General features: G+C 43.4%; 23 protein-coding genes and 1 pseudogene. 15 read left to right on the forward strand and 9 right to left on the reverse strand.

Annotated elements, in window-relative coordinates:
• Nucleotides 1-297: 297 nt before the first annotated feature.
• Complete coding sequence (gene gloA / locus OSCIL6407_RS0119225; protein WP_007357906.1) at nt 298-684, forward strand: lactoylglutathione lyase; 387 nt, start codon at nt 298-300, stop codon at nt 682-684.
• A 115-nt stretch (nt 685-799) separates the two neighbouring features.
• Here gloA and OSCIL6407_RS0119230 read toward each other — a convergent pair whose 3' ends face one another.
• Nucleotides 800-1,693: a DUF4351 domain-containing protein gene (locus OSCIL6407_RS0119230; protein ID WP_007357907.1), complete on the reverse strand. Its 894-nt coding sequence runs from the start codon at nt 1,691-1,693 to the stop codon at nt 800-802.
• Nucleotides 1,694-1,918: 225 nt separating this feature from the next.
• Here OSCIL6407_RS0119230 and OSCIL6407_RS0119235 point away from each other — a divergent pair, with 225 nt between their 5' ends.
• A complete protein-coding gene (locus tag OSCIL6407_RS0119235; RefSeq protein WP_007357908.1) occupies nt 1,919-2,116 on the forward strand; it encodes a hypothetical protein in 198 nt (65 codons plus the stop codon).
• Between the two features lie 176 nt (nt 2,117-2,292).
• Here the strand turns inward: OSCIL6407_RS0119235 and OSCIL6407_RS0119245 are convergent, their stop codons facing one another.
• Nucleotides 2,293-2,592 carry a transposase gene (locus OSCIL6407_RS0119245; protein WP_019487556.1) on the reverse strand — a complete coding sequence of 100 codons (300 nt, stop codon included), beginning with the start codon at nt 2,590-2,592 and terminating at the stop codon, nt 2,293-2,295.
• Between the two features lie 136 nt (nt 2,593-2,728).
• Here OSCIL6407_RS0119245 and OSCIL6407_RS0119250 point away from each other — a divergent pair, with 136 nt between their 5' ends.
• The 9 genes from OSCIL6407_RS0119250 to OSCIL6407_RS0119290 all read left to right on the forward strand — a co-directional run bounded on the left by OSCIL6407_RS0119250 (nt 2,729) and on the right by OSCIL6407_RS0119290 (nt 12,414).
• Entirely contained in the window at nt 2,729-3,061 is a 333-nt protein-coding gene (locus OSCIL6407_RS0119250) for a DUF6972 family protein (protein WP_007353567.1), read from the forward strand.
• The gene (locus tag OSCIL6407_RS0119255; protein ID WP_007353566.1) at nt 3,030-3,275 is read left to right on the forward strand and encodes a hypothetical protein; all 246 of its coding nucleotides are present in this window, start codon (nt 3,030-3,032) and stop codon (nt 3,273-3,275) included. Before OSCIL6407_RS0119250 ends, OSCIL6407_RS0119255 begins: the two co-directional genes overlap by 32 nt.
• Nucleotides 3,272-3,433 carry a hypothetical protein gene (locus OSCIL6407_RS36315; RefSeq protein WP_007353565.1) on the forward strand — a complete coding sequence of 54 codons (162 nt, stop codon included), beginning with the start codon at nt 3,272-3,274 and terminating at the stop codon, nt 3,431-3,433. The genes OSCIL6407_RS0119255 and OSCIL6407_RS36315 overlap by 4 nt, the downstream gene beginning before the upstream one ends.
• A gap of 72 nt (nt 3,434-3,505) precedes the next feature.
• Nucleotides 3,506-6,220, forward strand: coding sequence for an ATP-dependent chaperone ClpB (gene clpB, locus OSCIL6407_RS0119265; protein WP_007353564.1), 2,715 nt, complete (start codon nt 3,506-3,508; stop codon nt 6,218-6,220).
• Between the two features lie 32 nt (nt 6,221-6,252).
• Nucleotides 6,253-6,546 carry a hypothetical protein gene (locus tag OSCIL6407_RS0119270; protein ID WP_019487558.1) on the forward strand — a complete coding sequence of 98 codons (294 nt, stop codon included), beginning with the start codon at nt 6,253-6,255 and terminating at the stop codon, nt 6,544-6,546.
• Complete coding sequence (locus OSCIL6407_RS0119275; protein WP_007353562.1) at nt 6,543-6,965, forward strand: hypothetical protein; 423 nt, start codon at nt 6,543-6,545, stop codon at nt 6,963-6,965. The genes OSCIL6407_RS0119270 and OSCIL6407_RS0119275 overlap by 4 nt, the downstream gene beginning before the upstream one ends.
• 332 nt (nt 6,966-7,297) lie before the next feature.
• Nucleotides 7,298-9,286, forward strand: coding sequence for a molecular chaperone HtpG (gene htpG / locus OSCIL6407_RS0119280; protein WP_007353561.1), 1,989 nt, complete (start codon nt 7,298-7,300; stop codon nt 9,284-9,286).
• A 160-nt stretch (nt 9,287-9,446) separates the two neighbouring features.
• Nucleotides 9,447-9,683, forward strand: a complete 237-nt coding sequence (gene rpmB / locus OSCIL6407_RS0119285; protein ID WP_007353560.1) for a 50S ribosomal protein L28 — start codon at nt 9,447-9,449, stop codon at nt 9,681-9,683.
• 409 nt (nt 9,684-10,092) lie between these two features.
• Entirely contained in the window at nt 10,093-12,414 is a 2,322-nt protein-coding gene (locus OSCIL6407_RS0119290) for a TIGR03032 family protein (protein ID WP_007353559.1), read from the forward strand.
• Here the strand turns inward: OSCIL6407_RS0119290 and OSCIL6407_RS34590 are convergent.
• Complete coding sequence (locus tag OSCIL6407_RS34590; RefSeq protein WP_148288903.1) at nt 12,411-12,596, reverse strand: hypothetical protein; 186 nt, start codon at nt 12,594-12,596, stop codon at nt 12,411-12,413. The genes OSCIL6407_RS0119290 and OSCIL6407_RS34590 overlap by 4 nt on opposite strands.
• A gap of 584 nt (nt 12,597-13,180) precedes the next feature.
• On the reverse strand, nt 13,181-14,098 hold the full coding sequence (locus OSCIL6407_RS0119300) for a histone deacetylase family protein (protein WP_007353556.1): 918 nt from the start codon (nt 14,096-14,098) through the stop codon (nt 13,181-13,183).
• A 78-nt stretch (nt 14,099-14,176) separates the two neighbouring features.
• Here OSCIL6407_RS0119300 and OSCIL6407_RS0119305 point away from each other — a divergent pair, with 78 nt between their 5' ends.
• The gene (locus tag OSCIL6407_RS0119305) at nt 14,177-14,686 is read left to right on the forward strand and encodes a hypothetical protein (RefSeq protein ID WP_007353555.1); all 510 of its coding nucleotides are present in this window, start codon (nt 14,177-14,179) and stop codon (nt 14,684-14,686) included.
• Between the two features lie 119 nt (nt 14,687-14,805).
• A complete protein-coding gene (locus OSCIL6407_RS0119310) occupies nt 14,806-15,705 on the forward strand; it encodes an alpha/beta fold hydrolase (protein ID WP_007353554.1) in 900 nt (299 codons plus the stop codon).
• 397 nt (nt 15,706-16,102) lie between these two features.
• Here the strand turns inward: OSCIL6407_RS0119310 and OSCIL6407_RS0119315 are convergent, their stop codons facing one another.
• The 4 genes and pseudogenes from OSCIL6407_RS0119315 to OSCIL6407_RS0119330 all read right to left on the reverse strand — a co-directional run bounded on the left by OSCIL6407_RS0119315 (nt 16,103) and on the right by OSCIL6407_RS0119330 (nt 19,490).
• Nucleotides 16,103-16,975: a Cof-type HAD-IIB family hydrolase gene (locus OSCIL6407_RS0119315; protein ID WP_007353553.1), complete on the reverse strand. Its 873-nt coding sequence runs from the start codon at nt 16,973-16,975 to the stop codon at nt 16,103-16,105.
• Nucleotides 16,976-17,338: 363 nt separating this feature from the next.
• Nucleotides 17,339-17,818 carry an orange carotenoid protein N-terminal domain-containing protein gene (locus tag OSCIL6407_RS0119320; protein WP_007353552.1) on the reverse strand — a complete coding sequence of 160 codons (480 nt, stop codon included), beginning with the start codon at nt 17,816-17,818 and terminating at the stop codon, nt 17,339-17,341.
• A 325-nt stretch (nt 17,819-18,143) separates the two neighbouring features.
• A pseudogene (locus tag OSCIL6407_RS0119325) lies at nt 18,144-18,539 on the reverse strand (hypothetical protein); the annotation flags it as partial.
• Nucleotides 18,540-19,490 (reverse strand): hypothetical protein, encoded by a 951-nt coding sequence (locus OSCIL6407_RS0119330; protein WP_007353550.1) that lies wholly within the window; start codon nt 19,488-19,490, stop codon nt 18,540-18,542.
• A 91-nt stretch (nt 19,491-19,581) separates the two neighbouring features.
• On the opposite strand from OSCIL6407_RS0119330, the gene proS reads away from it, so the two are divergent.
• Both proS and OSCIL6407_RS0119340 read left to right on the forward strand, forming a co-directional pair.
• Nucleotides 19,582-21,387, forward strand: coding sequence for a proline--tRNA ligase (gene proS / locus OSCIL6407_RS0119335; RefSeq protein ID WP_007353549.1), 1,806 nt, complete (start codon nt 19,582-19,584; stop codon nt 21,385-21,387).
• Nucleotides 21,384-22,034 carry a hypothetical protein gene (locus OSCIL6407_RS0119340; RefSeq protein WP_019487562.1) on the forward strand — a complete coding sequence of 217 codons (651 nt, stop codon included), beginning with the start codon at nt 21,384-21,386 and terminating at the stop codon, nt 22,032-22,034. Before proS ends, OSCIL6407_RS0119340 begins: the two co-directional genes overlap by 4 nt.
• Here the strand turns inward: OSCIL6407_RS0119340 and OSCIL6407_RS0119345 are convergent.
• On the reverse strand, nt 21,949-24,786 hold the full coding sequence (locus OSCIL6407_RS0119345) for a sensor histidine kinase (protein WP_019487563.1): 2,838 nt from the start codon (nt 24,784-24,786) through the stop codon (nt 21,949-21,951). The two genes, OSCIL6407_RS0119340 and OSCIL6407_RS0119345, sit on opposite strands and share 86 nt — an antisense overlap.
• Between the last annotated feature and the right edge of the window lie 55 nt (nt 24,787-24,841).

Raw genomic sequence — 24,841 nt, forward strand, 5'->3', positions numbered from 1 at the left:
GTAACTCCAACTCTGACATCTGGTTCATAATCCTTGATTGTCGTAACCTTTTCTCTCTTCCCTCTTCCCTAGCCCCTAGCCCCTAGCCCCTAGTCCCTAGTTATATTATTTTTTCCAAGGCCACTTAGTCCCCATTTCAGTCATGGCTGAGAAGATGAGATAGATAATTAATAAACTCATACCTACAATTAAGGAAAGTAAATCGTTTTCCATATTGTGCTATAGCTTAGGACGCATCTAATTTTACCACTTGTTATAGAATGGTAGTCAAAGCTCAAGAAATTTGGAGTTAAGAAAATGCGCCTACTACACACGATGTTGCGAGTCGGAAACCTAGAAGAGTCACTGAAGTTTTACACTGAAGTGCTAGGAATGAAACTGCTACGTCAAAAGGAATATCCAGATGGTAAATTTACTCTGGCTTTCGTGGGTTACGGCGATGAATCCGACCACACGGTATTAGAATTAACGTACAATTGGGGTACTGACAAGTACAATTTGGGAGATGCTTACGGTCACATTGCGATCGGTGTTGATGATATTTATGCTACTTGCGATGAAATTAAGACTCGTGGTGGTAAAGTTACTCGCGAACCGGGGCCGATGAAACATGGTTCAACGGTGATTGCATTTGTGCAAGATCCTGATGGATATAAAGTTGAATTAATTCAATTGAAAGCTTAAAACATTGCTGAAAAAGCAATATAGCACCTTTATTCTTTAGTCCGCGTAGGCGGACTTAGTTTGTGTACCCGCGTTGCTTCGCGAATTCTATTCGCCTGGAATGATTCTTTAGCAATTAAGGCTGATGTTCCTGCAACCAATTGGCTAAATCTGCGGCTGATGAAAAATCTAGTAACGCCTCCCCTAAATTTTCTAATTCTTCTACAGATAAAGCTTGAATTTGCTCAACCATTTCCGGTGCGATCGCGCCGATGCGTCGATTCAATTGGCGAGTAAGTAAAGCTGTCTCGCGTTGCTGTGCTTGTTGCAAACCTTGTTGCAAACCTTGTTGCAAACCTTGTTGCAAACCTTGTTGTCTGCCTTCAAGGATGCCCTCTTCGAGAATTTCTTGGTAAATGACAGACTCACGCATAATGTCTCTCCTCAATAGTTGTCTGATTAAGTTTTTTTCAAATCTCAATCCAGCGATTACTTGGGTGCAAGCCAGTAAATCAGCTTGTTGATTGGGTTCATCTATTATAGCAATTCTCTCCGCTATTTGCTGTAGCAAAGTTTGCGGCGAGTTGGTTTGAGATAGGGTTGCTAATGGCAATAATCCGGGGGAAGATAGCAGTAAAGCGGGGTCTTGTTCCCACAGACGAATGACTCGGTAGCCGTGTCTGGTGTTGGTGTCTGTCCACTCGGATACAAAAACTTGTTCTGATGTGGTTTCCTGTAAAAAAATTACGACTTGATAGATGGCGCAGGAGTATTGCCGTTTCAGCCTGACGTAGTAATCTAGCATTCTGAAGGCGATGGTGGGTTCAGAATAGGGACGGGTTTCAAATTCCAGGTGGAGGATTTGGTTATTGGTTTGGAGGAAGACGAGAGAATCGGCGCGGATGGGTTCTTGGATCAGTTCGGTTTTGAGGATTTGAATATTGCCGGATCGATCGTTTGGTAGTAGCCAGTTGACGAAGGCGGCGGGGAATTTTTCGGCTAGGTATTTGCAGGTGTTATCGTAGGCCAAGGAAGGTGGATTGTGCGAGTGGTTTGTAGGATATTGTACCGCTATTTTTGGGGAGTGCGTAGGCGTAGCCAGCCGTAGGCATCCCGTTTTTGAATGGCTGACACTTTATGCCTGATTCAATAAATCTAAAAATTATTGGACAACGCGATCGCTTTCTTTGTTACAACTCTTCAACGAATCAGATATACTGAGATACGACCCGAACGATTCTGAACTCACCCTATTATGCTAAAGACACTTTGGGCGATCGTTCGCCAAGGCAAAATTGAATTGTTGGAACCAACAGAAATTCCTGAAGGTGCAAGAATTTTGGTAACATTTCTACCTGATGATGAATCTGAATTCTGGATTCAGACAAGTCAAGGATCGCTAGATGCAATTTGGGATAATACAGAGGATGATGTTTATGCCCAGTTACTCTAAAAATGACATTATCCCTAGTTTGTCACTCTAGGCAGAAGAAAATTGGTGAAAAGCATTTAATTTAGTCCCTGTTAAAGCATTAGCACAGAGATTAACCAGACTAATTAAAGTATTAAAACTACTAACTAATAGAGGAGATTCAAAAACCTTCAACCAAGGTTTTACTAATTTGAGGGCTAATAGTGGCAATATGCTTCTTCTTTTAACCAGTTAAAGATAATTTTTAGTCTCTGGGTTCTTAATTCTTCCGATTTCCAGGGAGATTGTGTTAAAAAGTTATGCAATGATTGACTATTTTTTAATCCAATTATTTTAGAGAGTGTTACTAAACTTTTTCTCTTGCTTGGTGTCAAAATCCCCATAATAATTTGCTTAAAGGCTTCATAGCTTCTAACTTCTGGAAATATTTTTTGATAACTCTCACAATATTGATCGATGAAACTAATGGTAGGTTGTGGAATTTTGGGCTGTATCATAGTCTGTGTCTCCCATTTAGACTTCTCTTTCTATTTTACTCTTCCTAGAGTGACAAACTAGGGATAATTGATAGTATACTATTTTACAAAGCCAGGAAAAACGACATAATTAATATGTTTTAGATTGGCTCAATTTATGACCGGAATTAACCGCGAACTAAGCATCGACACTAAACACATTGCCAAACATCTACCCGATACTCCTCAAATGCAAAAGCTACTCCAACAAGAAGGTAATGTTCATGTCTTTAACGATCGAGCTACAATGGAAATGGTGGCTCAAGCTATAATTGCAAATGGAGAGTTTATCGGCGTAATTCGCGGTCACGAACGTTATGGTCTTTATTTTCCTGACCCCATTGGCTATAGACTTGACAGCAACAATAGTAGAATACCACTTAGGTATGGAGAAATTAAAATAAAAGGAGATAAATACCATGTCATCCCCAGAACTAAACCTAGCCGATAACTGGGAATTTACAGAGTTATGGGTAGATCCGACAGCCTCACCACCTTACGTCCTAATTTTATTAGGTGACAGTTCAGGTAATAGCTGTGTCTACGATCCTGCTCAAAATTATCAAATTGTATTTACCAGTTCAGATTATGAAGAAGCTAAACTCTGGCTCTTAGAAGATGAATACGAACGAGTAGAACGTCGGTTACAATTGGAAGCAGCATGACCCCTATTTTTGAAAAAATGGGAATGTTAGATCGCACTTCCCAAAGAAGCGCGATCGCTTTTGCTAAAAAAGTTATGATATTGTTTTCATTCCTTGAGCGATCGCCAGCCTTTACCAGCCTCAGCCCCGAATCCGAAGAGACTCAGACACCCGTTTAACCTCTATCATAGTTATGAGAGTATATCTGAAGGGACAAAAAGTAGAACTCCCTTCGATCGCGAGGAAATACCGTGCAGCCAACAGACCCTAGCAAATTTACCGATAAAGCCTGGGAAGCCATCGTCAAATCCCAGGATGTAGCCCGCCGCTTTGCCAACCAGCAGCTAGAGGTCGAACATTTAGCGATCGCACTTCTAGAACAGCAAGGTCTTGCCAACAATATCTTCAGCAAAGCAGGGGTTGACCATCTACGCCTAACCCAGCAGCTAGAAGCATTTGCCAAACGCCAACCCAAAGTCGCCAATGCCGAACAACTTTACCTGGGACGCGGCTTAGAAGTGATGTTAGACGCTGCTGAAGCTGCAAGAGTGGCTTGGCAGGACGGTTTTATCGCTGTAGAACATTTATTAATCGCCTTGATCGAGGACGAACGCATCGGTCGCCGTTTGCTGACAAAAACCGAAGGCCCGCCCCCTCGGCCTGGTTACGATCGCACTCCCCCTACCAAAGTCATCGATCGCCAAAAACTTGAAGAAGCAATTAAAGCTGTCCGGGGTTCTGCGAAAGTTCAAGACCAAAATTCAGAGTCAACTTACGATGCACTTGCTAAGTTCGGTCGCGACTTGACAGAAGCCGCAAAATCGGGAAAACTCGACCCCGTAATCGGTCGCGATGAGGAAATTCGCCGCGTAGTCCAAGTGCTCTCCCGTCGCCAGAAAAATAATCCCGTATTAATTGGCGATCCGGGGGTAGGGAAGACTGCGATCGCTGAAGGTTTAGCCCAGCGAATTGTTAACGGCGACGTGCCCGAATCTCTCAAAAATCGCCAGCTATTTTCCCTCGATATGGGCAGCTTAATTGCCGGGGCAAAATTCCGAGGCGAATTTGAAGAACGCCTGCGGTCAGTATTACGAGAAGTGATCAATTCTGACGGTCAAATCGTCTTATTTATTGACGAATTGCATACAGTTGTAGGCACTGGTGGCGGTGGAAGTTCTGGTTCGGGAATGGATGCCGGTAACTTGTTGAAACCGATGTTAGCCAGAGGTGAATTGCGCTGTATTGGTGCAACCACCCTCGATGAATTTCGCAAGAATATTGAAAAAGATCCTGCCTTAGAAAGACGATTTCAACAAGTATTTGTCGATGAACCTAGCGTCGAAGATACTATTTCAATTTTGCGCGGACTTAAAGACCGTTATGAAAGACATCATGGAGTCAAAATATTAGACTCTGCCTTGGTTGCTGCGGCTACCTTGTCTTCCCGTTACATTTCCGATAGATTTTTACCAGATAAAGCCATCGATCTAGTAGATGAAGCCGCTGCCCAATTGAAGATGGAAATCACTTCTAAACCCGCAGAATTAGAACAAATCGATCGGCGGGTGATGCAGTTGGAAATGGAAAAACTGTCTATCGAAGGTGAAGGCAAAGGGGCGCAAAATCTGGGTTTCACTACTAGGTTAGAACGCATTCAAGCTGAAATTGATGCTTTGAAAGAAAAGCAGGAAAAATTATCAACTCAGTGGCAAGGTGAAAAGCAATCCTTAGATGCAATCAATCAATTGAAAGCGGAAGAAGATGAGTTAAGGGTGCAAATTGAGCAGGCAGAAAGGGCTTACGATTTGAATAAGGCGGCACAGTTAAAGTATGGCAGACTGGAGACTGCGGTGCGAGATCGCGAAGCCAAAGAAGCCGAACTATTAAAACTACAATCTCAAGGTTCATCATTACTTCGCGAACAAGTTACCGCCAGTGATATTGCGGAAATAGTTGCTAAGTGGACGGGAATTCCTGTCAATCGGTTGTTAGAATCTGAAAGACAAAAACTGCTACAATTAGAGAAACATTTACACCAGCGAGTCATCGGTCAACACGAAGCCGTAGAAGCAGTTTCGGCCGCAATTCGGAGAGCTCGCGCCGGCATGAAAGACCCCGGTAGACCCATCGGTTCCTTCTTATTTATGGGGCCGACTGGCGTAGGAAAAACAGAATTAGCCCGCGCTTTAGCTGAGTTTCTATTTGATACCGATGATGCGATCGTGCGAATAGATATGTCGGAGTATATGGAGAAGCATAGCGTCTCGCGATTAGTGGGAGCTCCGCCGGGATATGTGGGTTATGATGAAGGCGGTCAACTTTCGGAAGCAGTACGCCGTCACCCTTATTCAGTCGTACTTTTTGATGAAGTAGAAAAAGCACACCCGGATGTATTTAACATTTTATTGCAGGTGTTAGATGATGGCAGAATTACCGATTCTCAGGGGAGAGTTGTTGATTTTAGAAATACCGTCATTGTGATGACTAGCAATATTGGTAGCGACTACATTCTGGATGTTGCTGGCGATGATTCTAAGTACGAAATGATGTACAAACGGGTGACGGATGCGTTGCGATCGCACTTCCGTCCCGAATTTCTCAACCGCGTTGATGACATTATCTTGTTCCACACTTTGAGTAAGACAGAATTGCGGCAAATTGTCAGCATTCAAGTGAAGAGAATTGAACGGTTGCTGGGAGATCAAAAAATCAACTTGGACTTGTCAGAAGCGGCCAAGAATTATATCGCTGATGTCGGTTACGACCCTGTTTATGGTGCGCGACCATTGAAACGTGCGATTCAGCGAGAATTAGAAAACCCGCTGGCGAATAAGTTATTAGAAAATACCTTTGTGGAGGGCGATACAATTGTGATAGATTGTGTTGATAACAGTATGATTTTTAGTAAAGGAGAGTTGCCATCTACAGAGCGCCCAACAAGTTTATCGATTCAAAAGGTAGATTAAGCAATGGTGCATATACCATTGATTTGACTGGCGTGGCTAAGCACACAACTGGGTCATTATCAACTGGTAAAAGTCAGTTTTTATGGGAAGTAGATGTTGAATCAGCCGTACTAGATGCCGCTGCTTACGCTGATGAGTACGATCTGTGGGAGGGCTCAACATCTAATCTTTATAAAGCCAAAGTTAGGGTACTCAATGGCCCTATTGGTGTACTTGGAGACACAGGAGAGTTAACAGACTACATTAATATTTATAGGAGATCGCCAAGCATAATTGACGGTAAAGAAACAAGATTAGTTCACGGTTCACCAGGAAACCCGCCATGAGTGTCATAGATTTAACGCCTTTTTTCATTAAAGCTCGTTCTCAGTCAAGTAACTGGTCAATAGATGAATTGAAAAAAATCTTGTTATCTATCCCTAAACTAATACCAGATGCTAAAATTGATTGGGATACAGGGGCCGGTGAAGACTGGGTAACGATCAGACGGAGTAAAAAAGATTTTGGGATTATTCGAGTTGATATTCCCATTGCGTTTTTTTTAAATGAATGTTCGGATGCAGTTTCTCAACTTTTAGCACGTCATAACGTCAAGTTAATTCCTATTAAAAGCTTTAGCGAGAGAGAGTTTAAGTTGGATCGGTATCAAGTTCAAGAGATTATTCCGGGTGGATGGCACGCAGATCCAGACGCAGTTAATATGGATTCCTTGTCAATTGCTGATTTGTGGTATGCGACAATATAACTAAGAAGGAAGAATGAAGAAGGAAGAAGAAGGGAGAGGAGGAAAAAACTATTTCCTGTTTACCTGTCTCGGCAGTCGTCAGTTACCAGAAAGTAGGGTAAACCGAATCATCCTTTTAGGGTAATCCCTTTGCAAAAAAGCGGCGCGATCGCACAAAATCATTAAATACAGGACTTACGCAGAAGAGATCCCCGCACCCCCCGAAACAGGGGACTTTTGAGATTCCCATCCCCTCCAAGGGTTTCCTCCTATTTTCAGGGGGGTTAAGGCGGATCGAAGTTTAAGCTTCATCGTGCGTCAATCCTATACTCACAGTCACTTAAAGTAAAACTATGACAGTCCTCGAACAGGGAACAATTACGATCCATACCGAGAATATTTTCCCGATTATCAAGAAATCTCTCTATACTGACCACGAGATCTTCTTGCGGGAACTGGTATCAAACGCCGTAGATGCGATCGCGAAACTGAAAATGATTTCTCGTTCCGGCGAATTTAGCGGCGACATCGGGGAACCAGAAATTCACCTCGCCATTGATAAAGAGAAAAAAACCCTCTCTGTCTCTGATAACGGTATTGGTCTAACGGCGGATGAAGTAAAAAAATACATCAATCAAGTTGCCTTTTCCAGCGCCGAAGAATTTATTCAAAAATACAAAGGAGAAGGTAACGACGCAATTATCGGTCACTTTGGTCTGGGTTTCTACTCTTCCTTCATGGTGGCCAAACAAGTAGAAATCGATACCCTTTCCTACCAAGAAGGTGCTCAAGCAGTACACTGGTCTTGCGATGGTTCGCCAGCCTTTGAGTTGACAGATTCTCCGCGCACAGAACGCGGTACAACGATTACTCTCACTCTCCAAGATGAAGAAGAAGAATATTTAGAAACCAGCCGCATTAAGCAGCTAATTAAAACTTACTGCGACTTCATGCCAGTGCCAATTAAACTGGATGGAGAAGTAATTAACAAGCAAAAAGCTGCTTGGCGAGAATCTACTAGCAACCTCACCAAAGAAGATTATTTAGAACTCTACCGCTACCTCTACCCCTTCCAAGAAGAACCGCTTTTGTGGGTACATCTAAATACAGATTATCCTTTCATTGTCAACGGGATTCTATATTTCCCTAAATTGCGGCCAGATGTCGATGTCACTCAAGGCAATATTAAACTATTCTGCAATCAAGTCTTTGTCAGCGATCACTGCGAAGAAGTTATCCCTAAATTTTTGATGCCGCTGCGAGGGGTGATTGATAGTACAGACATTCCTCTGAATGTATCTCGCAGTTCCCTACAAAGCAACCGCACAGTCAGGAAAATTGCTGATTATATTGCCAAAAAAGTTGGCGATCGTCTTAAAGAACTTTACCGCGATAACCGCGATGAATATATCCGCTGTTGGCAAGACATCGGTACATTTGTCAAGTTCGGATCGCTGAATGACGAGAAGTTTAAAAAGCAAGTCGAAGATATCCTAATTTATCGCACGACTTACCAACCAACCGCAGAAAAATCAGAAAGTGTAACTCCAGAAGTGCAGGTACAAGCTGAGGATGGAGACGCATGGCAAGAAGTAACGCCGAAGTCGGAAACCTCAACTTCAACGCAACCTTATACTACCCTTCAGGAGTATTTGGAACGCAATCAAAAACGCCACGAAAACCGCGTATTTTATTGTACTGAACCGGCATCGCAGGCTACTTATGTGGAACTGCACAAGAGTCAAGGTTTGGAAGTCCTATTTATGGACTCCTTCATTGATACGCACTTTATCAGTTCCTTGGAGAGAGACTATAAAGATGTCAAATTCTCGCGGGTTGATTCCGAACTTGATGAGACGCTGATTGACAAGGAAAAAGAAGCTGAGATTGTTGACCCGAATACCAATAAAACTCGCAGCGAACAAATTAAAGACTTGTTCCAACAAGCGATCGGTAAGTCAACAGTTACTATTCGCACTGAAGCTTTGAAATCTGACGATCCCCAGGGTACGCCGCCGGCAATTGTTTTGTTACCAGAAGCGATGCGGCGACTGCGGGATATGACGGCTTTATTGCAGCAGCAAACGGCTGGATTTCCTGACGAACATATCCTAGTAGTAAATACTGCTCACCCGCTGATTCAAAACTTGGCTAATTTGAGTCAAGGCGCGATTATTCAAGGTAGCGGCGTGTCTCCATCTAGCGAGTTGGCAAATATGATTTGTCATCATGTTTATGACTTAGCTTTGATGGCTCAGAAAGGGTTTGATGCTGAGGGAATGAAGGATTTTGTGGAACGCTCAAATCAGGTGTTGACGCGGTTAACGGAACGAGCATTGTAATCAATTATCCTCAAATCCCTCTGAAAAAAACTACAGTTTATAAACTGTAGCTTGCAAACAGGGGGATTTTGATAGGATGCTCCCGATTTGACCTATTTGTGCGAATCGATCTATAATTGAAGGTTGCATCGCAAAGAAAAACGGTAATCTGGAGGGTAATATGTCTCGGAAATGTCAGTTGACAGGGAAAAAGGCGAATAATGGGATGGCTGTTTCCCACTCGCACCGCCGCACTCACAAGTTGCAGGAGGCGAATTTGCAGTGGAAACGGATTTGGTGGCCCCAAGGGAAGCGCTGGGTGAAGTTACATCTTTCTACGAAGGCGATTAAGACCATACAACTCAAGGGTTTGGATGCTCTGGCGCGGGAAGCTGGAATTAACTTGAACAAATATTAAATCGGCAATTAATACCATTTGGTTGAAAAGGCTGGTAATTTTTTGAGTGCGATCGCGTTAATTGATGCGATCGCACTCAATTTTTTTAGGGAACCGCACCGAGTAATACCAAATCCAGTTTACTACCCCCTTTATTGTCATTGTTCGCTGTGCTCCGCAATCGCAGAGACTAGGGGATTGCTTCGCGGAGTTCGCAATGACGGATTATTACTAATACAATCGCTCGCTATTTACTAAGATATGGTAACATTCCTCTAAGTTTACGAGCATTAGTGGTAGCGACAACTAATAATTTATTCATAGCTAATGGTTGACAACCATAACCATTAGATCTCTGCGATCTTGATGACGCAAGCATTATTAGCTCTAAGTTGAAACTTAATTGAGCGCAATATCTATATTTTACCCAATGAATACCCAAGATATTCCTTTAAACAGCGTTCACACAACTAATTTCCCAAATATTTTAACTCAACTTGGTATTTCCCTAGTTGTTTCCACTTACCAAGCAGGCAAGTTAATAGTTCTGCGTGCTGACAATAATAATACTATAAATACCCATTTTAGAACCTTCGATCGCCCAATGGGTTTAGCAGTAGATCGCGAAAAATTAGCCATTGGTACAGCTTACCAAATTATCGAACTTCGCAATGTCCCAGCAGTAGCGCCAAAGCTAGAACCAGTTGGCAAACATGATGCTTGTTATCTCCCTCGTCGCACTCATATTACTGGGGATATTGACATTCACGAAATGGCCTATGCTAATGATGAACTTTGGTTTATTAATACCCGTTTTTCTTGTTTATGTACCCTAGATCAAACTCATAGTTTTGTACCGCGATGGCGACCTCATTTTATTAATGCTTACGATCTCAGCGATCGCTGTCATCTTAACGGTTTAAGCATCCGCAACGATCGACCACAATATATTACAGCATTAGGAGAAACAAATGAAGCCGCAGGTTGGCGAAAAAACAAAGCTAATGGGGGGATTCTTATTGATATTTCCAGTAATGAAATCATCTGTCGTGGTTTATCTATGCCTCATTCTCCCCGCTGGTATCGGGAGGAACTTTGGGTATTAGAATCAGGAAATGGTAGTTTAGCTAAAGTTGACTTAAGTTCGGGAAATTTAACTACAGTTGCTCAAGTTCCTGGTTTCACTCGCGGTTTAGCTTTTTGGGAAAATTTAGCCTTTATTGGACTTTCACAAATTAGAGAAACCGCCGTTTTTAGTGGATTACCGATTACCAAAAGTCTCACGGAAAGGATTTGTGGCGTGTGGGTAGTCAATATTGACACTGGAGAAATTATTGCTTTCTTAAGATTTGAAAGTGGCGTACAAGAAATATTTGCTATTGGTATTATTCCCGGCTTTCTATTTCCCGAAGTCATTAACTGGGATGAGCAACTTTTAGGCACAACCTATATTTTACCCGATGAAGCACTTCAAGAAGTAGAACTAACTGAGAAGATTCTACAACCAGAAGATGCCGAATATTTACTCAATTTGGGCAATGATGCCTACAATCAAGGCAACCTGGAAGCTGCAATGCAGCAATATCAGAAATGCCTAGAACTTAAGCCAGATTATTTGATGGCCCGGTATAATTTGGGAGTGGTTTATTTAGAACAAGAACAATGGGAAGAGGCGATTATCGAATTAGAACAAGTAATTACCATAGATCCCAATCATGCCGAAGCTTACAATAATTTGGGTATAATTTCCCAGCACGAACATAGATTAAATGAAGCGATTGAATATTATCAAAAAGCAATTGCTATTCGCTACCAATTTCCTGATGCACATTTTAATTTAGGCATGGCTTTATTACAAATGGGAGAATATACCCAAGGCTTTGCCGAAAGCGAGTGGCGTTGGCAAACGAATAACTTTACACCTTTTATTTGTCCTCAACCTTTGTGGGATGGTAGCGATTTAAGCGGTCAAACTATTCTGATTCATACCGAACAAGGTTCGGGAGATGCAATTCAATTTATTCGCTATATTCCCCTAGTTGCTGAAAGTAGCTGTCGCATTATTTTAGTTTGCATTCCCGACTTAATGCCTTTATTTGCCACGATTCCTCACATTGACAAGATAATTCCGCCGGGAGATATTGCGACATCAGAATTTGATGTTTATGCTCCCTTAATGAGCTTACCTCATATTCTGGGTACAACTTTAGATACAATTCCGGCTCAAATTCCTTATTTAGAAGCAAGAGAGCAAAACGTTGTTTTCCCAATCCTGCATTCATCTGAGTCTAAAAAATTAAAAGTAGGAATTGTTTGGTGTGGGAGTCCTACTCATAAAAACGATCGCAATCGTTCTTGTAAATTAGATGATTTTGCGCCTATTTTGAATATAAAAGATGTGGATTTCTTTAGCTTGCAAAAAGTTACTAAGCCGACGGATTTAGCAAAATTGCAAGAATTTAATGTCTGCGATCTAAGTTATTATCTGAGAGATTATGGAGATACGGCAAGAGCGATCGCGCAACTAGATTTAGTAATTACTGTGGATACTTCTGTTGCTCACTTAGCCGGAGCATTAGGTAAGCCAGTTTGGACTTTACTATGCTATAGTCCCGATTGGAGATGGATATTAGAAAGAAATGATACTCCTTGGTATCCGACGATGCGACTATTTCGGCAATCGCAACCGCGAGATTGGGTGGAAGTATTTAATCGCGTTGCTGAAGCATTAAATGGGTTGGTAGGAGATTAAAAATTGTCAATATTAAGGTAACTATGACTACACTTAGCGTCACAACAACCAACGACTAGCAGCATCGCGAATTTAATTATTAATCCTGGCCCTGATGGCAAGATTAGTTTGCGAGAGGCGATCGCGGCAGCCAATAATACTACAGGTACGGATGCGATCGCCCTTGCTAATACGCTAGACATTACCGATTCAGTCAGTATTAACGCGGCCCAGGGGCAACTAATTTAACCGTTAGCGGCAACAATGCCGTGCAGGTATTCAATATTTTCGGTGCGGGGGTAATAGTAAATATTGACAGCTTAACTATTGCGAATGGCAATAGCGCATTCAATGGGGCTGGGATTAGTGTGGGAACAAGCACCACCCTGAATTTGAGTAATAGCACTGTCAGCGGCAATTCGGCTAATTACAGCGGCGGCGGGAACTGGAACGCCTTTAGGACTTACGAATTGACAAATGGGAAAATTTTCAGCATATTCAGCAACAAAATTCTGACCACAGGATCAGTTCGGCCATTTTTACCCAACGGTTGTCTTTTGACAACCTTCCTTCAAAGGGGAGTTCAAAGTCGAAGGGTTCCCTGGGAACAGACTCAGCTTTTCTGTACATGGTGAGGGAGGGTGATGCAAGGCTTTTGACCTATTTTACCTGTTTTTCTTGCACCATACTCTCGCTCCGCGATCGCATCACCCAGACTGCATCACCTCCGGGTACTGATTCAGCAAGCCCTAGTTAAAACCAACAACTAACAACTAACAACTAACAATTACAGCCGATATTGTTGCCAGAGTAAACTCGCGGCTCGATGCAGTAGGGAATGCCGATAAACTAAGCCATTCATATCATCACAATAGCCGCCACCGATCGCGCAAGCAACTGGGTATCTACCAGCCAAACAAGTAGATAAAACCTGCATATCTCGCCTAAATAAACCAGTATCAGTTAATGCTAACTTCCCCAGTTTATCGCCCTTGTGCGGATCGACACCTGCATCGTACAAAACTAGATCGGGATTGACATCTGACAGCAAATCTGGTAAATATTTAGCTAATGTCTGAAGATATTCGTCATCTTCCATACCTACAGGTAAAGATACATCTAAATCGCTTTGTTGTTTAGTTCCCGGAAAGTTGACTTCGCAGTGCATTGAAAAAGTAAATACGCTCGAATCGTCTTGGAAGATTACAGCAGTTCCGTCTCCCTGATGCACGTCTAAATCGACAATTAATACTTTCTGTACTAAACCCATTTTTTGCAGAAGACGAGATGCGATCGCTAAATCGTTAAAGATACAAAAACCAGAACCATAACTAGGAAAAGCATGGTGAGTTCCTCCAGCAGTATTGCAAGCTATACCGTGAGAAATCGCTAATTGAGCTGTGAGAATAGTACCCCCTACAGCGATGCAAGTACGGTTTGCCAAAGCGGGACTCCAAGGTAAACCGATTCGCCGTTGTGCTTTAGCGTCCAATGTTCCATTATAATAAGCTTGAACATAATCAGGCTCGTGGACTAACTCAATCCACTCTCGCTTTGGAAGTGTTGGTAGGTGAAACTGCGATCGCACAGCTACTCCATCGGCCAACAGCATCTCGGAAAGCAACTGAAACTTTGCCATCGGGAAGCGGTGTCCCGGCGGTAGTGGGGCAACGTAATCATTGTGATAAACAATGGGTAATTCCATGTAAAATATTTTAGAGGCATTCACTTCTAATCTTCAAGCTCAAAGCTAAAATCTAAAATCTGACATCATTTAAAATGTATGGAACTTTTAACAGTCTGGCAGCACGGCAGTCATAACCCAGAAAATACTAATAACTTAGATATTATTCGCCACTGGTGGGCAAATCTCAATGGTAAAGAAGTTAACTGGGTGGAACGGCTAATACCTCAAATCGGGGGGATGAGTGAAGTTAACTGGCAATCTCAAAGATTCGATCAAATATTTGTGATTGTGAATCCCGAAATTCGGGGCGGCGATACGCTCTATTGGTATAAACCAGATTCTCCTTTAGAACACAGCCAGATAGCTCAAAAACTTGAATTAGATAATCTCAAACAGCATTTATACATTTATCCTCAGTCTGAGTCGGAACTGGCGATTCGCGTAGAACTCCATCAATTTGAATATCAGACTATTGAACTACAAAATGTTGAAATTACCTTTAAAGAAAAAGAAGTTATGACCCTGCGAGATGTAAAACAGCAACTTGAAGTGAAAGTTACTTTAACTCCAATTAATCTTAATTTACTTAAAGAGTGGCTATTATAGGATAGAATTTGTAACGCCACCCTCTGGGTGATAAAGATACCCCCCAGAGGTCGGCGTTACGTAAATTAGCAAAATTAAAGATTAAAATTATAGTAGTTAATTAAAATTCAGAGAAAGCTGTGACGACACAACAATTAACACCGATCGGTACCTTTGAAAAACTGTTTTGGACTTGGAAAGACCATAAAATTCAGTATACAGTTCGGGGAACCGGGCGGCCGTTGGTACTGATTCACGGTTTTGGTGCTTCTATTGGACACTGGCGGAAAAATATCCCTGCGATCGCAGATGGTGGCTATCGAGTATTCGCCCTAGATTTACTGGGATTCGGCGGATCGGATAAGCCCAACCTCGATTACAGTCTAGAATTGTGGCAAGAAATGGTTAAAGATTTCTGGGCCGAACATATTCAAGAACCGACTGTATTTGTGGGTAATTCCATCGGCGCTTTACTGAGTTTGATGGTAGTCGCCAATCATCCAGAAATTGCTGCTGGTGGGGTTTTGATTAACTGTGCGGGGGGACTCAATCACCGCCCCCACGAACTGAATTTACCGCTACGGACTGTGATGGGGATTTTTACCAATATAGTGCGATCGCCTGCCTTTGGGCCATTCCTTTTTAACCGCATCCGTCAGAAAAACCGCATCCGCAGCACCTTAAGTCAAGTTTACAGCAACCCCGAAGCGATCACCGACGAACTCATAGAAATACTCTATACACCCTCCTGCGATCGCGGAGCTCAGCAAGTTTTCGCCTCCATTCTCAGTGCTCCTCCCGGCCCTCAACCATCAGAATTGTTGCCGAAAGTCAAGCATCCTTTATTGGTAATCTGGGGAGCAGATGACCCTTGGACACCAGTTACAGGGGCAAAGGTTTATCAGGAGTTGGCGGAGCTCGGTAAACCCGTCCAGTTTATTTCTATCCCCAAAACGGGCCATTGTCCCCACGACGAGCGACCCACTGAGGTTAATTCTTTGATTTTGCAATGGTTAGACCAATTGCCCTCAGCCCTTTAACCCCTTGCGCTGTCTGGCTTTAAGGGATTTTAGGAAAAAACTTTCAAAAAGGGCTTGACAAAACTAGGATACCTTCGGTTATAGTTAGTCTCGTGTGAGGAGCGAACCAGTAAGAGCACCGAGACGAAACACGGCCAGTCGTCGGTGCTCTTTCTGTTGGAAGGTCAAAAATTTGACGACCTGCGTAAGTCCTAATGGCTAATGGCTAATTGCTAATGGCTAATGGCTAATTGCTAATTGCTAATTGCTAATTGAAGACAGGCTAATTACCCATCCTCCCCATCCTCCCTCGCTCCCCTATTTTCCCTATCTTCCCCATCCTCCCCCATCTTCCCCCTCTCTTACCCTAGCCCCTAGCCCCTAGCCCCTAGCCCCTTCTTCTTCCCCTAGCCCCTAGTTATAAAAGCACAAATTCTTCGATCGCGGCCGCTACACCATCTTCTTCTACAGTCGGTGCTACCCATTGCGCGATCGCCTTGACTTCATCCGGGGCATTGCCCATCGCTACACCAATGCCTGCATAGGAAAGCATTTCCAAATCATTAAAATTATCGCCGATCGCCATCACATTCGCCGATTGCAACCCCAAAATTTCTTCAGCTAGGTAGCGAAGTGCAGCCCCCTTACTAACTAAGGGATTGGCAGCTTCAAAAAAAGTAGCCACTGATGTTGTTAAATAAAGTTCGGCTGGGGTGTAAATCTGGCGTAAATTGCTGAGAAGATTCGCGATCGCCTCTGGATCGTCGCATAAAGCTAAAATTTTAGTGGGTTCGGTATCCAGCACAGATCGCAGATCGCCGACAGCGATAGGTTGAATTTCCGAACGCTGGGCGTAGATTTGAGTAGCAGTCGTGATTTCCCGGACGTAAAGTTGGTCATTAATGTAGAAATGGACAGAAAGAAGCGATCGCAATGCAGGTTGTTCAAAATAATCAAGGAGTGCGATCGTCTTTTCTTTTGTGACTGGCAAATGGGACAGAATTTTTCCCGTAATCGGGTCTTGAATCCACGCGCCTTGATAGCAAATTAATGGTAAGCTGGAGCCGACAGTTTGATGAAAGCGGAGAGCAGAGCGGTACATCCTTCCAGTAGCCACTACAACTTTGATTCCCTGAGCTTGAGCAGCAAAAATTGCCTGTGTAACCCGTTCGCGGATCTCGTTAGACTCACCTGCGATCGTACCATCAATATCCACCGCCAAAAGTTGAATGTCAGCAGCGCTTACAGGAGTCGATTTCGTCGCTGGGTTAGGGAATGCTAAATTCTGCATGATTGTTTTTTGGTATTTCAGTCGCTAATAGAGATTTTAAAGAAGCGACTGCCCAACCATAGATAAATTTTACAAAAAAAACGCGATTGCCCTCAAATATGTCTTCCGGCTTAGGGCACCCGTTAAAAATTTATCAAAAAAATCTAAGGCTTATACCTTAAGTAGGTTGAGTTAGCCACAAAACCCAACCTACCATAACTTAATCACAACTTACGCCTTAAAATCAGAAACTTTACCAACCGCCTATATTTTCTTATATAAAAAATGACTTCAACCAATATCCTCTCCCCCCTCATTTTAAGCAGGGCTGTTTCATTTTTTCTCTCCTAAAAGGAGAGGGGAGACTCGGCATAATTCCTGAGATTAGATACCAGCACTCGGAGCAGAGTCAGTACCCATCGGTAGCACAATACCGCGCAGAAAATCAATTTGCTGCTGAAAATCCATAGACTGGATTTGTCCTAATAAAACTTTGCCTTCTTGGGGAAGTTCATAGTCAGAAGGTACAGGAATAATAGTTCCCTCATCCATACCTTGAGCTAGGAAATACCAAAAAGCCAACTTAGTTTCAGGACTCATAGAACCATACATACGGCTCAACTGAGAATTGCCTTTTGAGGCAATATCGCGCATCACTTGTAGCTGTTCTTCGTGAGGCAATTCCTTAACTTGCTCGAACAAACCCTGAGCAATTTCAGAACCGGAAGCACCCGGAGCTGCTGGCGTTATAGACTTGCCAAGTTCAGTATAAACAAACCATAGCAAACCTAACTGATCGTCTATGCTCAAGCCATTAAGAGCTTCTTTTCCTCGATCGTAAGCGCTAACAGTAGTAAAAGTCATTTCAGCCTCCAAAAAATTATAACTTATTCAGTTTTCTCTTTTACTTAAGAAAACTGTTTTTGTTCCTTTACGAAAGTTAACGAATAAATCATGAAGGTTGAATCCTACTTAAGGAAGATATGATCCCCCTTGGTAATCGGGGAGCAACAAGTAAAAATTCTCAAAAAATTTATAACTAAAGATAGAAGTAATTAGGTGATAGCTTCATAATTAACTCCCGGTCTTATTGCTTTATGTCTTGGCTGACTTGTAAAATAGTTCGCAAATCATACAACAATTCTAGCGCATTCAACCGGAAGTAATTATTTGAGGACAGTTCTCTCAATTAAGATTCCCTTGAACTCTGGCCAAAACGAGCTAATAATTCCTCACGATTAAGCTGCATAATCAGTTGCGTGATTTCCAATGGTTCTAGTTGAATCAACGGCTCGATTATTTGGACTAATTCTTCATCTACAGCGCCAAATTTGACTTGTAGCATACTCTCAACCATCAGGCGTTGGTTTCGTTCGACACCTTGTTCGATACCTTGCTGGATACCTTGCTGGATACCTTGCTGAGTCGCATCTTCTAGCCGTTGTAAATAAAGTGGTGACAGTTCCATAATTAACTCCCGATCTTCTCGATCTATGTCTTGGCGGACTTCTAAAATAGTTCGCAAGTTATACAACAATTCTAGCGCATTCAACCGGAAGTAATTATTTGAGGACAGTTTTATCAATTAAGATTCCCTTGAACTCTGGCCAAAACGAGCTAATAATTCCTCACGATTAAGCTGCATAATCATTTGCGTTATTTCCAATGGTTCTAGTTGAATTAACGGCTCGATTATTTGGACTAATTCTTCATCTAAAGCGCCAAATTTGACTTGTAGCATAGTCTCAACCATCAGGCGTTGGTTTCGTTCGACACCTTGTTCGATACCTTGCTGGATACCTTGCTGGATACCTTGCTGGATACCTTGCTGGGTCGCATCTTCAAGCCGTTGTAAATAAAGTGGTGACAGTTCCATAATTAACTCCCGATCTTCTCGATCTATGTCTTGGCGGACTTCTAAAATGGTTCGCAAGTTATACAACAATTCTAGCGCATTCAACCGAAAAGAGTTATCTGAGGGCAGTTCTATCAATTCAGCAATGGCTTGTTTTTGCACATTTCCTTTCCCTAAAACTCTCAGCCACAGGGTTTCTGGAGTGCGAGGGAGTTGGTGAATAGCAATAATTGCTGCTTTCAGAGATGCACCCAGAAAATAAACTCCATTTACCCAATTTTCCGGTTCAGGAATCGCTCTAAATCCTGCTAACAGTGAGTCAGAAACCGTTGGTGACAGTATCCAGAGTAAGGGCAAATCTGATTCTGCAATTCGAGTATTTTCTCTAGCTGCTTGCCGTTCAAATTCGGCGTGTAAGTCAAATAATTTGCCCAGACAACTCCGAATTTCTCCAGGTTGAACTGGACTGCGGAATGGTTCAAATACAGCAGGTTTGGCTGCGATTTTACCCAGAAGACCGAGAGCTGTTGCTTCCACTTCCGGTTGGGATTTAGGAGCAAATAAAATGTCAATCTGCCTAACTTCTCCCGCAATATCCCGGCTGGTTTCTATGTTACCGAGAGGACTCAATAATTCCTTGAGATACTGTTTAGCAAATTGGTCATGGATGAATCGGGTCATTTTTAATTTGTTACTAACTCAAATAAATTTTATCAGATGCGGCGCGTAAATCCTGATAAAATAAACATCTGTTCTATAAAGGAAACCACCCATGCGACTCTCTCAAATGCTCTTCGCTACTCTGCGGGAAGAACCCGCAGAAGCAGAAATCCCCAGTCACAAACTATTACTACGTGCAGGTTACATTCGTCGCATCGGTAGCGGTGTCTATGTTTATCTCCCCCTGCTGTGGCGAGTGCTCAAAAAAGTCTCACAGATAGTCCGCGAAGAAATGGACGCTACCGGCGCTCAAGAATGCCTTCTACCTCAACTACAACCTGCTGAATTGTGGCGAGAATCTGGACGCTGGGACACATATACCAAGGCAGAAGGTATCATGTTTGCTCTCACAGATAGACAAAATCGTGAATTAGGACTAGGGCCAACTCATGAAGAAGTAATTACCACAATTGCCAAAGATATGATTCGTTCCTATCGGCAATTACCCCTGCACCTTTACCAAATTCAAACCAAATTTAGAGATGAGATTCGCCCTCGTTTTGGGTTAATGCGCGGTCGCGAATTCATTATGAAAGATGGCTATTCTTTCCATAAAGATGAAGAAAGCCTGAAAAAAACTTATCAGGATATGGCACAAGCTTATAGCAATATGCTACGCCGTTGTGGTTTGGAATTCAGAGGAGTAGATGCCGATTCTGGGGCGATTGGGGGTTCCGGTTCCCAGGAATTCATGGTATTAGCAGAAGCTGGTGAAGATGAAGTGCTTTATACTGAAGATGGTCAGTATGCAGCTAATGTAGAAAAAGCTGTTTCTCTGCCTGCTGATGCTGAACCATCACGTTTTACGAGTTATGAAAAATCCGAAACTCCGGGAACGGAAACGATAGAAAAACTTTGTAAATTTTTCAAGTCTTCCCCTACCCAAGTGGTAAAAAATGTGCTTTACCAGGTAGCTTATGACAGCGGTATCATCGTCTTGGTACTGGTAATTATTCGAGGAGACCAGGACGTAAATGAGGTAAAATTGGTAAATGAATTAACCAAATTAGCTGAGAAGTACCAAGCAAAAACCATTCTTTCTCTGACAGTTCCCGACGCAGAAGCACAACAGAAATGGGCAGCGAAACCTTTGCCTTTAGGTTATATTGCACCTGACATCGCAGATGATTACATTGCTAGCAGTAAACAGGTGCATCCTCAGTTCTTGCGGTTAGTAGATAAAACAGCAGTTGACTTAGAAAATTTTATCACTGGTTCTAACGAATCCGGCTACCACGTTGTCGGTGCAAATTGGGGTAAAGAATTTCAATTGCCAGAAAAAGTGGTGGATGTAAGGAAGGCTAAAAAAGGCGATCGCGCTCTCCACAACCCCGCACAAACCTTACAAACTGCCAGAGGAATTGAAGTAGGTCACATCTTCCAACTTGGCACTAAATACTCACAAGCAATGGGCGCTACCTATACGAACGAACAAGGGGAAGAAATACCCTTAGTGATGGGTTGTTATGGTCTTGGTGTTTCTCGCTTAGCTCAATCTGCCGTAGAGCAATCTTACGACAAAGATGGGATAATTTGGCCAGTGGCGATCGCACCTTACCAAGTTATCATTTCTATCCCCAACATTAGCGACGCTCAACAGATAGAAGTTGCAGAAAAACTTTACACAGAACTCAATCAAGCTGGCGTTGAAACTCTGTTAGATGACCGCGATGAACGCGCAGGTGTTAAATTCAAAGATGCTGATTTAATTGGAATTCCCTACCGGATCGTTACGGGTCGTTCTCTCAAACAAGGTAAAGTTGAAGTTGTCGAAAGAGCCGCCCATAAATCTCATGAAATTGCCATTGATGATGTAAAATCCACTCTTATGCAGTGGATTAGTACAGCATTAAAATGAGCTTTTTTAACAAATATGGTCGGCCCGCACTCTGGGCATTCCTAATTTATATGCCTTTTGCTGATACCGTTACCTACGCGATCGCAGGCGGGAATGTCCTGTTTAATTTTGCCAAAGATATCCTTTATATCATCGCCCTGATTGGCATAATTGAACTCTGGCAAAAACAGCGACTTTTCCTGAGTGCAGCTAAACCTATGGCAGCACCTCTTGGTGTTTTGCTAGGGACTTGTGCAGTAACGCTAATTTTAGCTAATGGCAATCCGCAACTAGCCGCCCCAGCCTCAGAACATCCTATTTTAATGGGAATAATCGGCTTAAAAGCTCTGATTTGGTACATACCACTGATTCTGTGCGGCTATTACCTAATTCGCGACAAACAGGATTTATTTTTCCTAACTCGCCTGCACGTTATCCTCGCTCTCACTTGTTGCGGTCTTGGATTCATGCAATACTTATTATTAGCTACAGGTGTATGTCCTAGCACTCGTAGTTACATTGGAGACGAGTTATTTAAAGCAAGTCTAAATGCTAGATGTTTTGTCGGTGGTTCTCTCATTTTTAACCCCGAACTAGGTTTGATCCGCTTGCCAGGAACATTTTTTTCACCTTTACAATGGGGCGGGTTTTTGATGGCGAATAATTAAAGTCACTAATTAACTGCGGCTCTACATTACCATTATCTGCGATCGCTAATTCTAACCACTGTTCATCTAAACGCTTACAGCGAATCTCGATTTTTCCTCCCGATACCGAACGGCGGCAAGCGATTACTAATAATTCATAAACTACCAACTCTAACTTAATACTGTCTCCGCGAATGCTTAAAACTTGTCCAGAAGGTAGCGCCGAATTACTTTCTCGATAAACTTGTAACTGAATATTAGATTGCTTCACTAGCAAGTCTACACGCTCAAGCGATCGCCTCAACAAACTAGCCACCGCAATCACTTCCACTGCATTGTGTAACCGCCACTGTTCCTGCTTCAGCAATAAATTAGTCGAGGCTAGAGCATTCCCAATCTGCCGTAAAAGCTGCTGATAGCGCAAAGTTGTCAAAGTATCCTTCTGTTCCTTCCCCGGTAAAGCCGCAGATTGGCTTAACTCTCCCAACTGCTTCACCCCCGACCCCACAGTACGATAAAGTTCCTCCAAACGGCGCTGTTTGTACCAATTGAGCCATTCCAATTCCTCTCGCTGTGATTCCAGTGTTGCTTGTACAGTCAAGTAGCGACGCGACCAAGCTAACTGAGCTGCCAAAATACTCAATAAATCCACCGAAAGTTCTGGCCAGGGACGACCTTGAGCATCGGCGGCTAAGACAATTCCCGTTGGTTCGTGTTCCGGGGCCGTCCGCAGCGCTACCACCAGAATTTGACTAATACCGGGACTGCGGAGCCACCGTTTAGTTGCCAGTGGTAAATCGCTCATATTCAGATGCAGCATTCCACTAGCTTTGAGAGCATTTTGAATCAAAAAATCTGTCTGAACTGGAATATCCACATTCAGATTCAGTGCAAACAAAGGACTAGCAGCAGCACTGGCGGCAATTTGTCCCTCTTTTGCCCCCGCAGTCCAGGTTATTAAAGCTACCAGAGGACAACCTACGGCCTCGGCAATGTGCTGAGTAAAGCTACGCTCTAGCTGCTTTTGAGGTATGTTTTCGCGTGAGTTTGATTCTCCTCCAGAGAATTGTTGCAGGAGTTGGTCTGAGTGTGCCTGCCACAAAATCGCTAAACCTGATTCTAGGGTTTGGTAAAATTTGTGTTGGTTTTGGATTTGTTGCTGAAGTTCCCACTGGTGGATAATTAGGCCGAGCTGTTGACTGGCGATCGCTACCAATTCTCGCTCAGATCGGTTCCAAGTTCGTGCCGCATCGTGACCAATAACCACCAAACCTTCCACAGAGTTTAAATTGGTATTTTCTTTTTCTTCCTTCTTCCTTCTTCCTTCTTCCTTCTTCCTTCCAGTGCTGCAAACCAAAAGCGATCGCGCCCCCTGTTCCCCCAAAGCATCTCGCCAAGCTGCCAATCGCTTGTCCTCTTCCCAATTTTCGATCGCCATTGGTTGGGCACTTTCTTCAAACACCTTAAGTTCTGACGCATCCAAAGCTTTCAAGGGAGACGCTAACTTGCGGCGATTGGGAGGTTGATTCTGCCAGATAATTTCAAACTGACCCCGATCCGGTTCCCGTAGCAGTAGCAAAAAGTGTTCGGCGCTGAGGCGATCGCATAATTTCTCGGATGTAGTTTTCAAAGTCTCCAACCAATCAGCATCACTATAAATAGCACGAGCCACCCCAGCAGTTAAATCGCGATCGAGTTCAACTTGTCGAATCTTATCCTCCATCTCCGACAGAGGAGCCGTCAGACCTACCAATTGAGCCGCACCCCGCAGATAACTTTTTTCATCTTCCTGCCAAATCCGAGGTTCATTCGCCTCCACCGCCAAAAAGCCCAAAAGCTCTGTTTCCAAGATAATCGGAGCCGCCAATAGGGAACGAGCGCGAATTTGCTGCATCAGTCGCCCCGTAACTTCGCTTCTGAGGGAACTGTGGGACTCTCCAATCCAGACAATTTGCTCGTTAGCAAGAGCCTGATAAAATCCCCCCAAATCTTGCACCGTGATCCCACTTGCTGGTCTGTTACCCGCTCCCAAACCGGGCGCAACCTGACGGTTACTGACTCTACGCCAGAAATAGCGCCGTTCGCGCTCGAACCAGTAAACATTCGTCCGTGCTGGTTCGATAAATTGGTGGGTTTGCTCGACTACTGCCTGTAGACAGCGATCGAGGGAGCGGATTTTGCCCAACTGCGAAATCAGCGTTAGCAGCGGTTCGTCGGGATGCCTCGCCTGTTGTCGCTGCCAATCTGCCTCGATTTGGTACAGCGCCGCCGCCAGCGCCCCAAAAATCACGCTCATCTGTGCTTTTTCCCCAGCTTTGGGTGACAAACCCCAGGTTTCAGAACCGAGCAAAACCACGCCGTAGCAGCGATCCTTGTAGCGGAGGGGGAAGATGATAGTACCCCGCACATCGAAGGTCTGAGCAGCTTTGCGCCATTCTCCCGCCCGTGTTTCTTCTCGCAAGTCGGGGATGCTGACGGGCCGAAGCTGAATCACGACTTGCTCTAGCAAGTCTCCGGGATTGAGGGTAAACCGTTGCTTGAGAAATGTAATCTCACCTTTGGGTACAATCCCTCCTTTGCCAAACAAGCGATGACCTGTGCGATCGTACAAACCAATCCAAATTACTTGGTAGTCCTCGAACTCCGTTTGCAGGTAATTTAGGGTTGCCTCCAGTAAAACGTCTACATTCTCTTCTTCTCTGAGGGTTTGGAGGACGCGCTCTAAGCTAATGATTTGTTCCTCAATATCCTTCTGCTTTTGTTGCTCGTCCATTGCTAGCTATCCCCCAAACTGTGTAGAATTACAAATTGAAAATTAAAAATGTAAG

This window comes from Kamptonema formosum PCC 6407 (assembly GCF_000332155.1).
Taxonomy (GTDB): Bacteria; Cyanobacteriota; Cyanobacteriia; order Cyanobacteriales; family Microcoleaceae; genus Kamptonema; species Kamptonema formosum.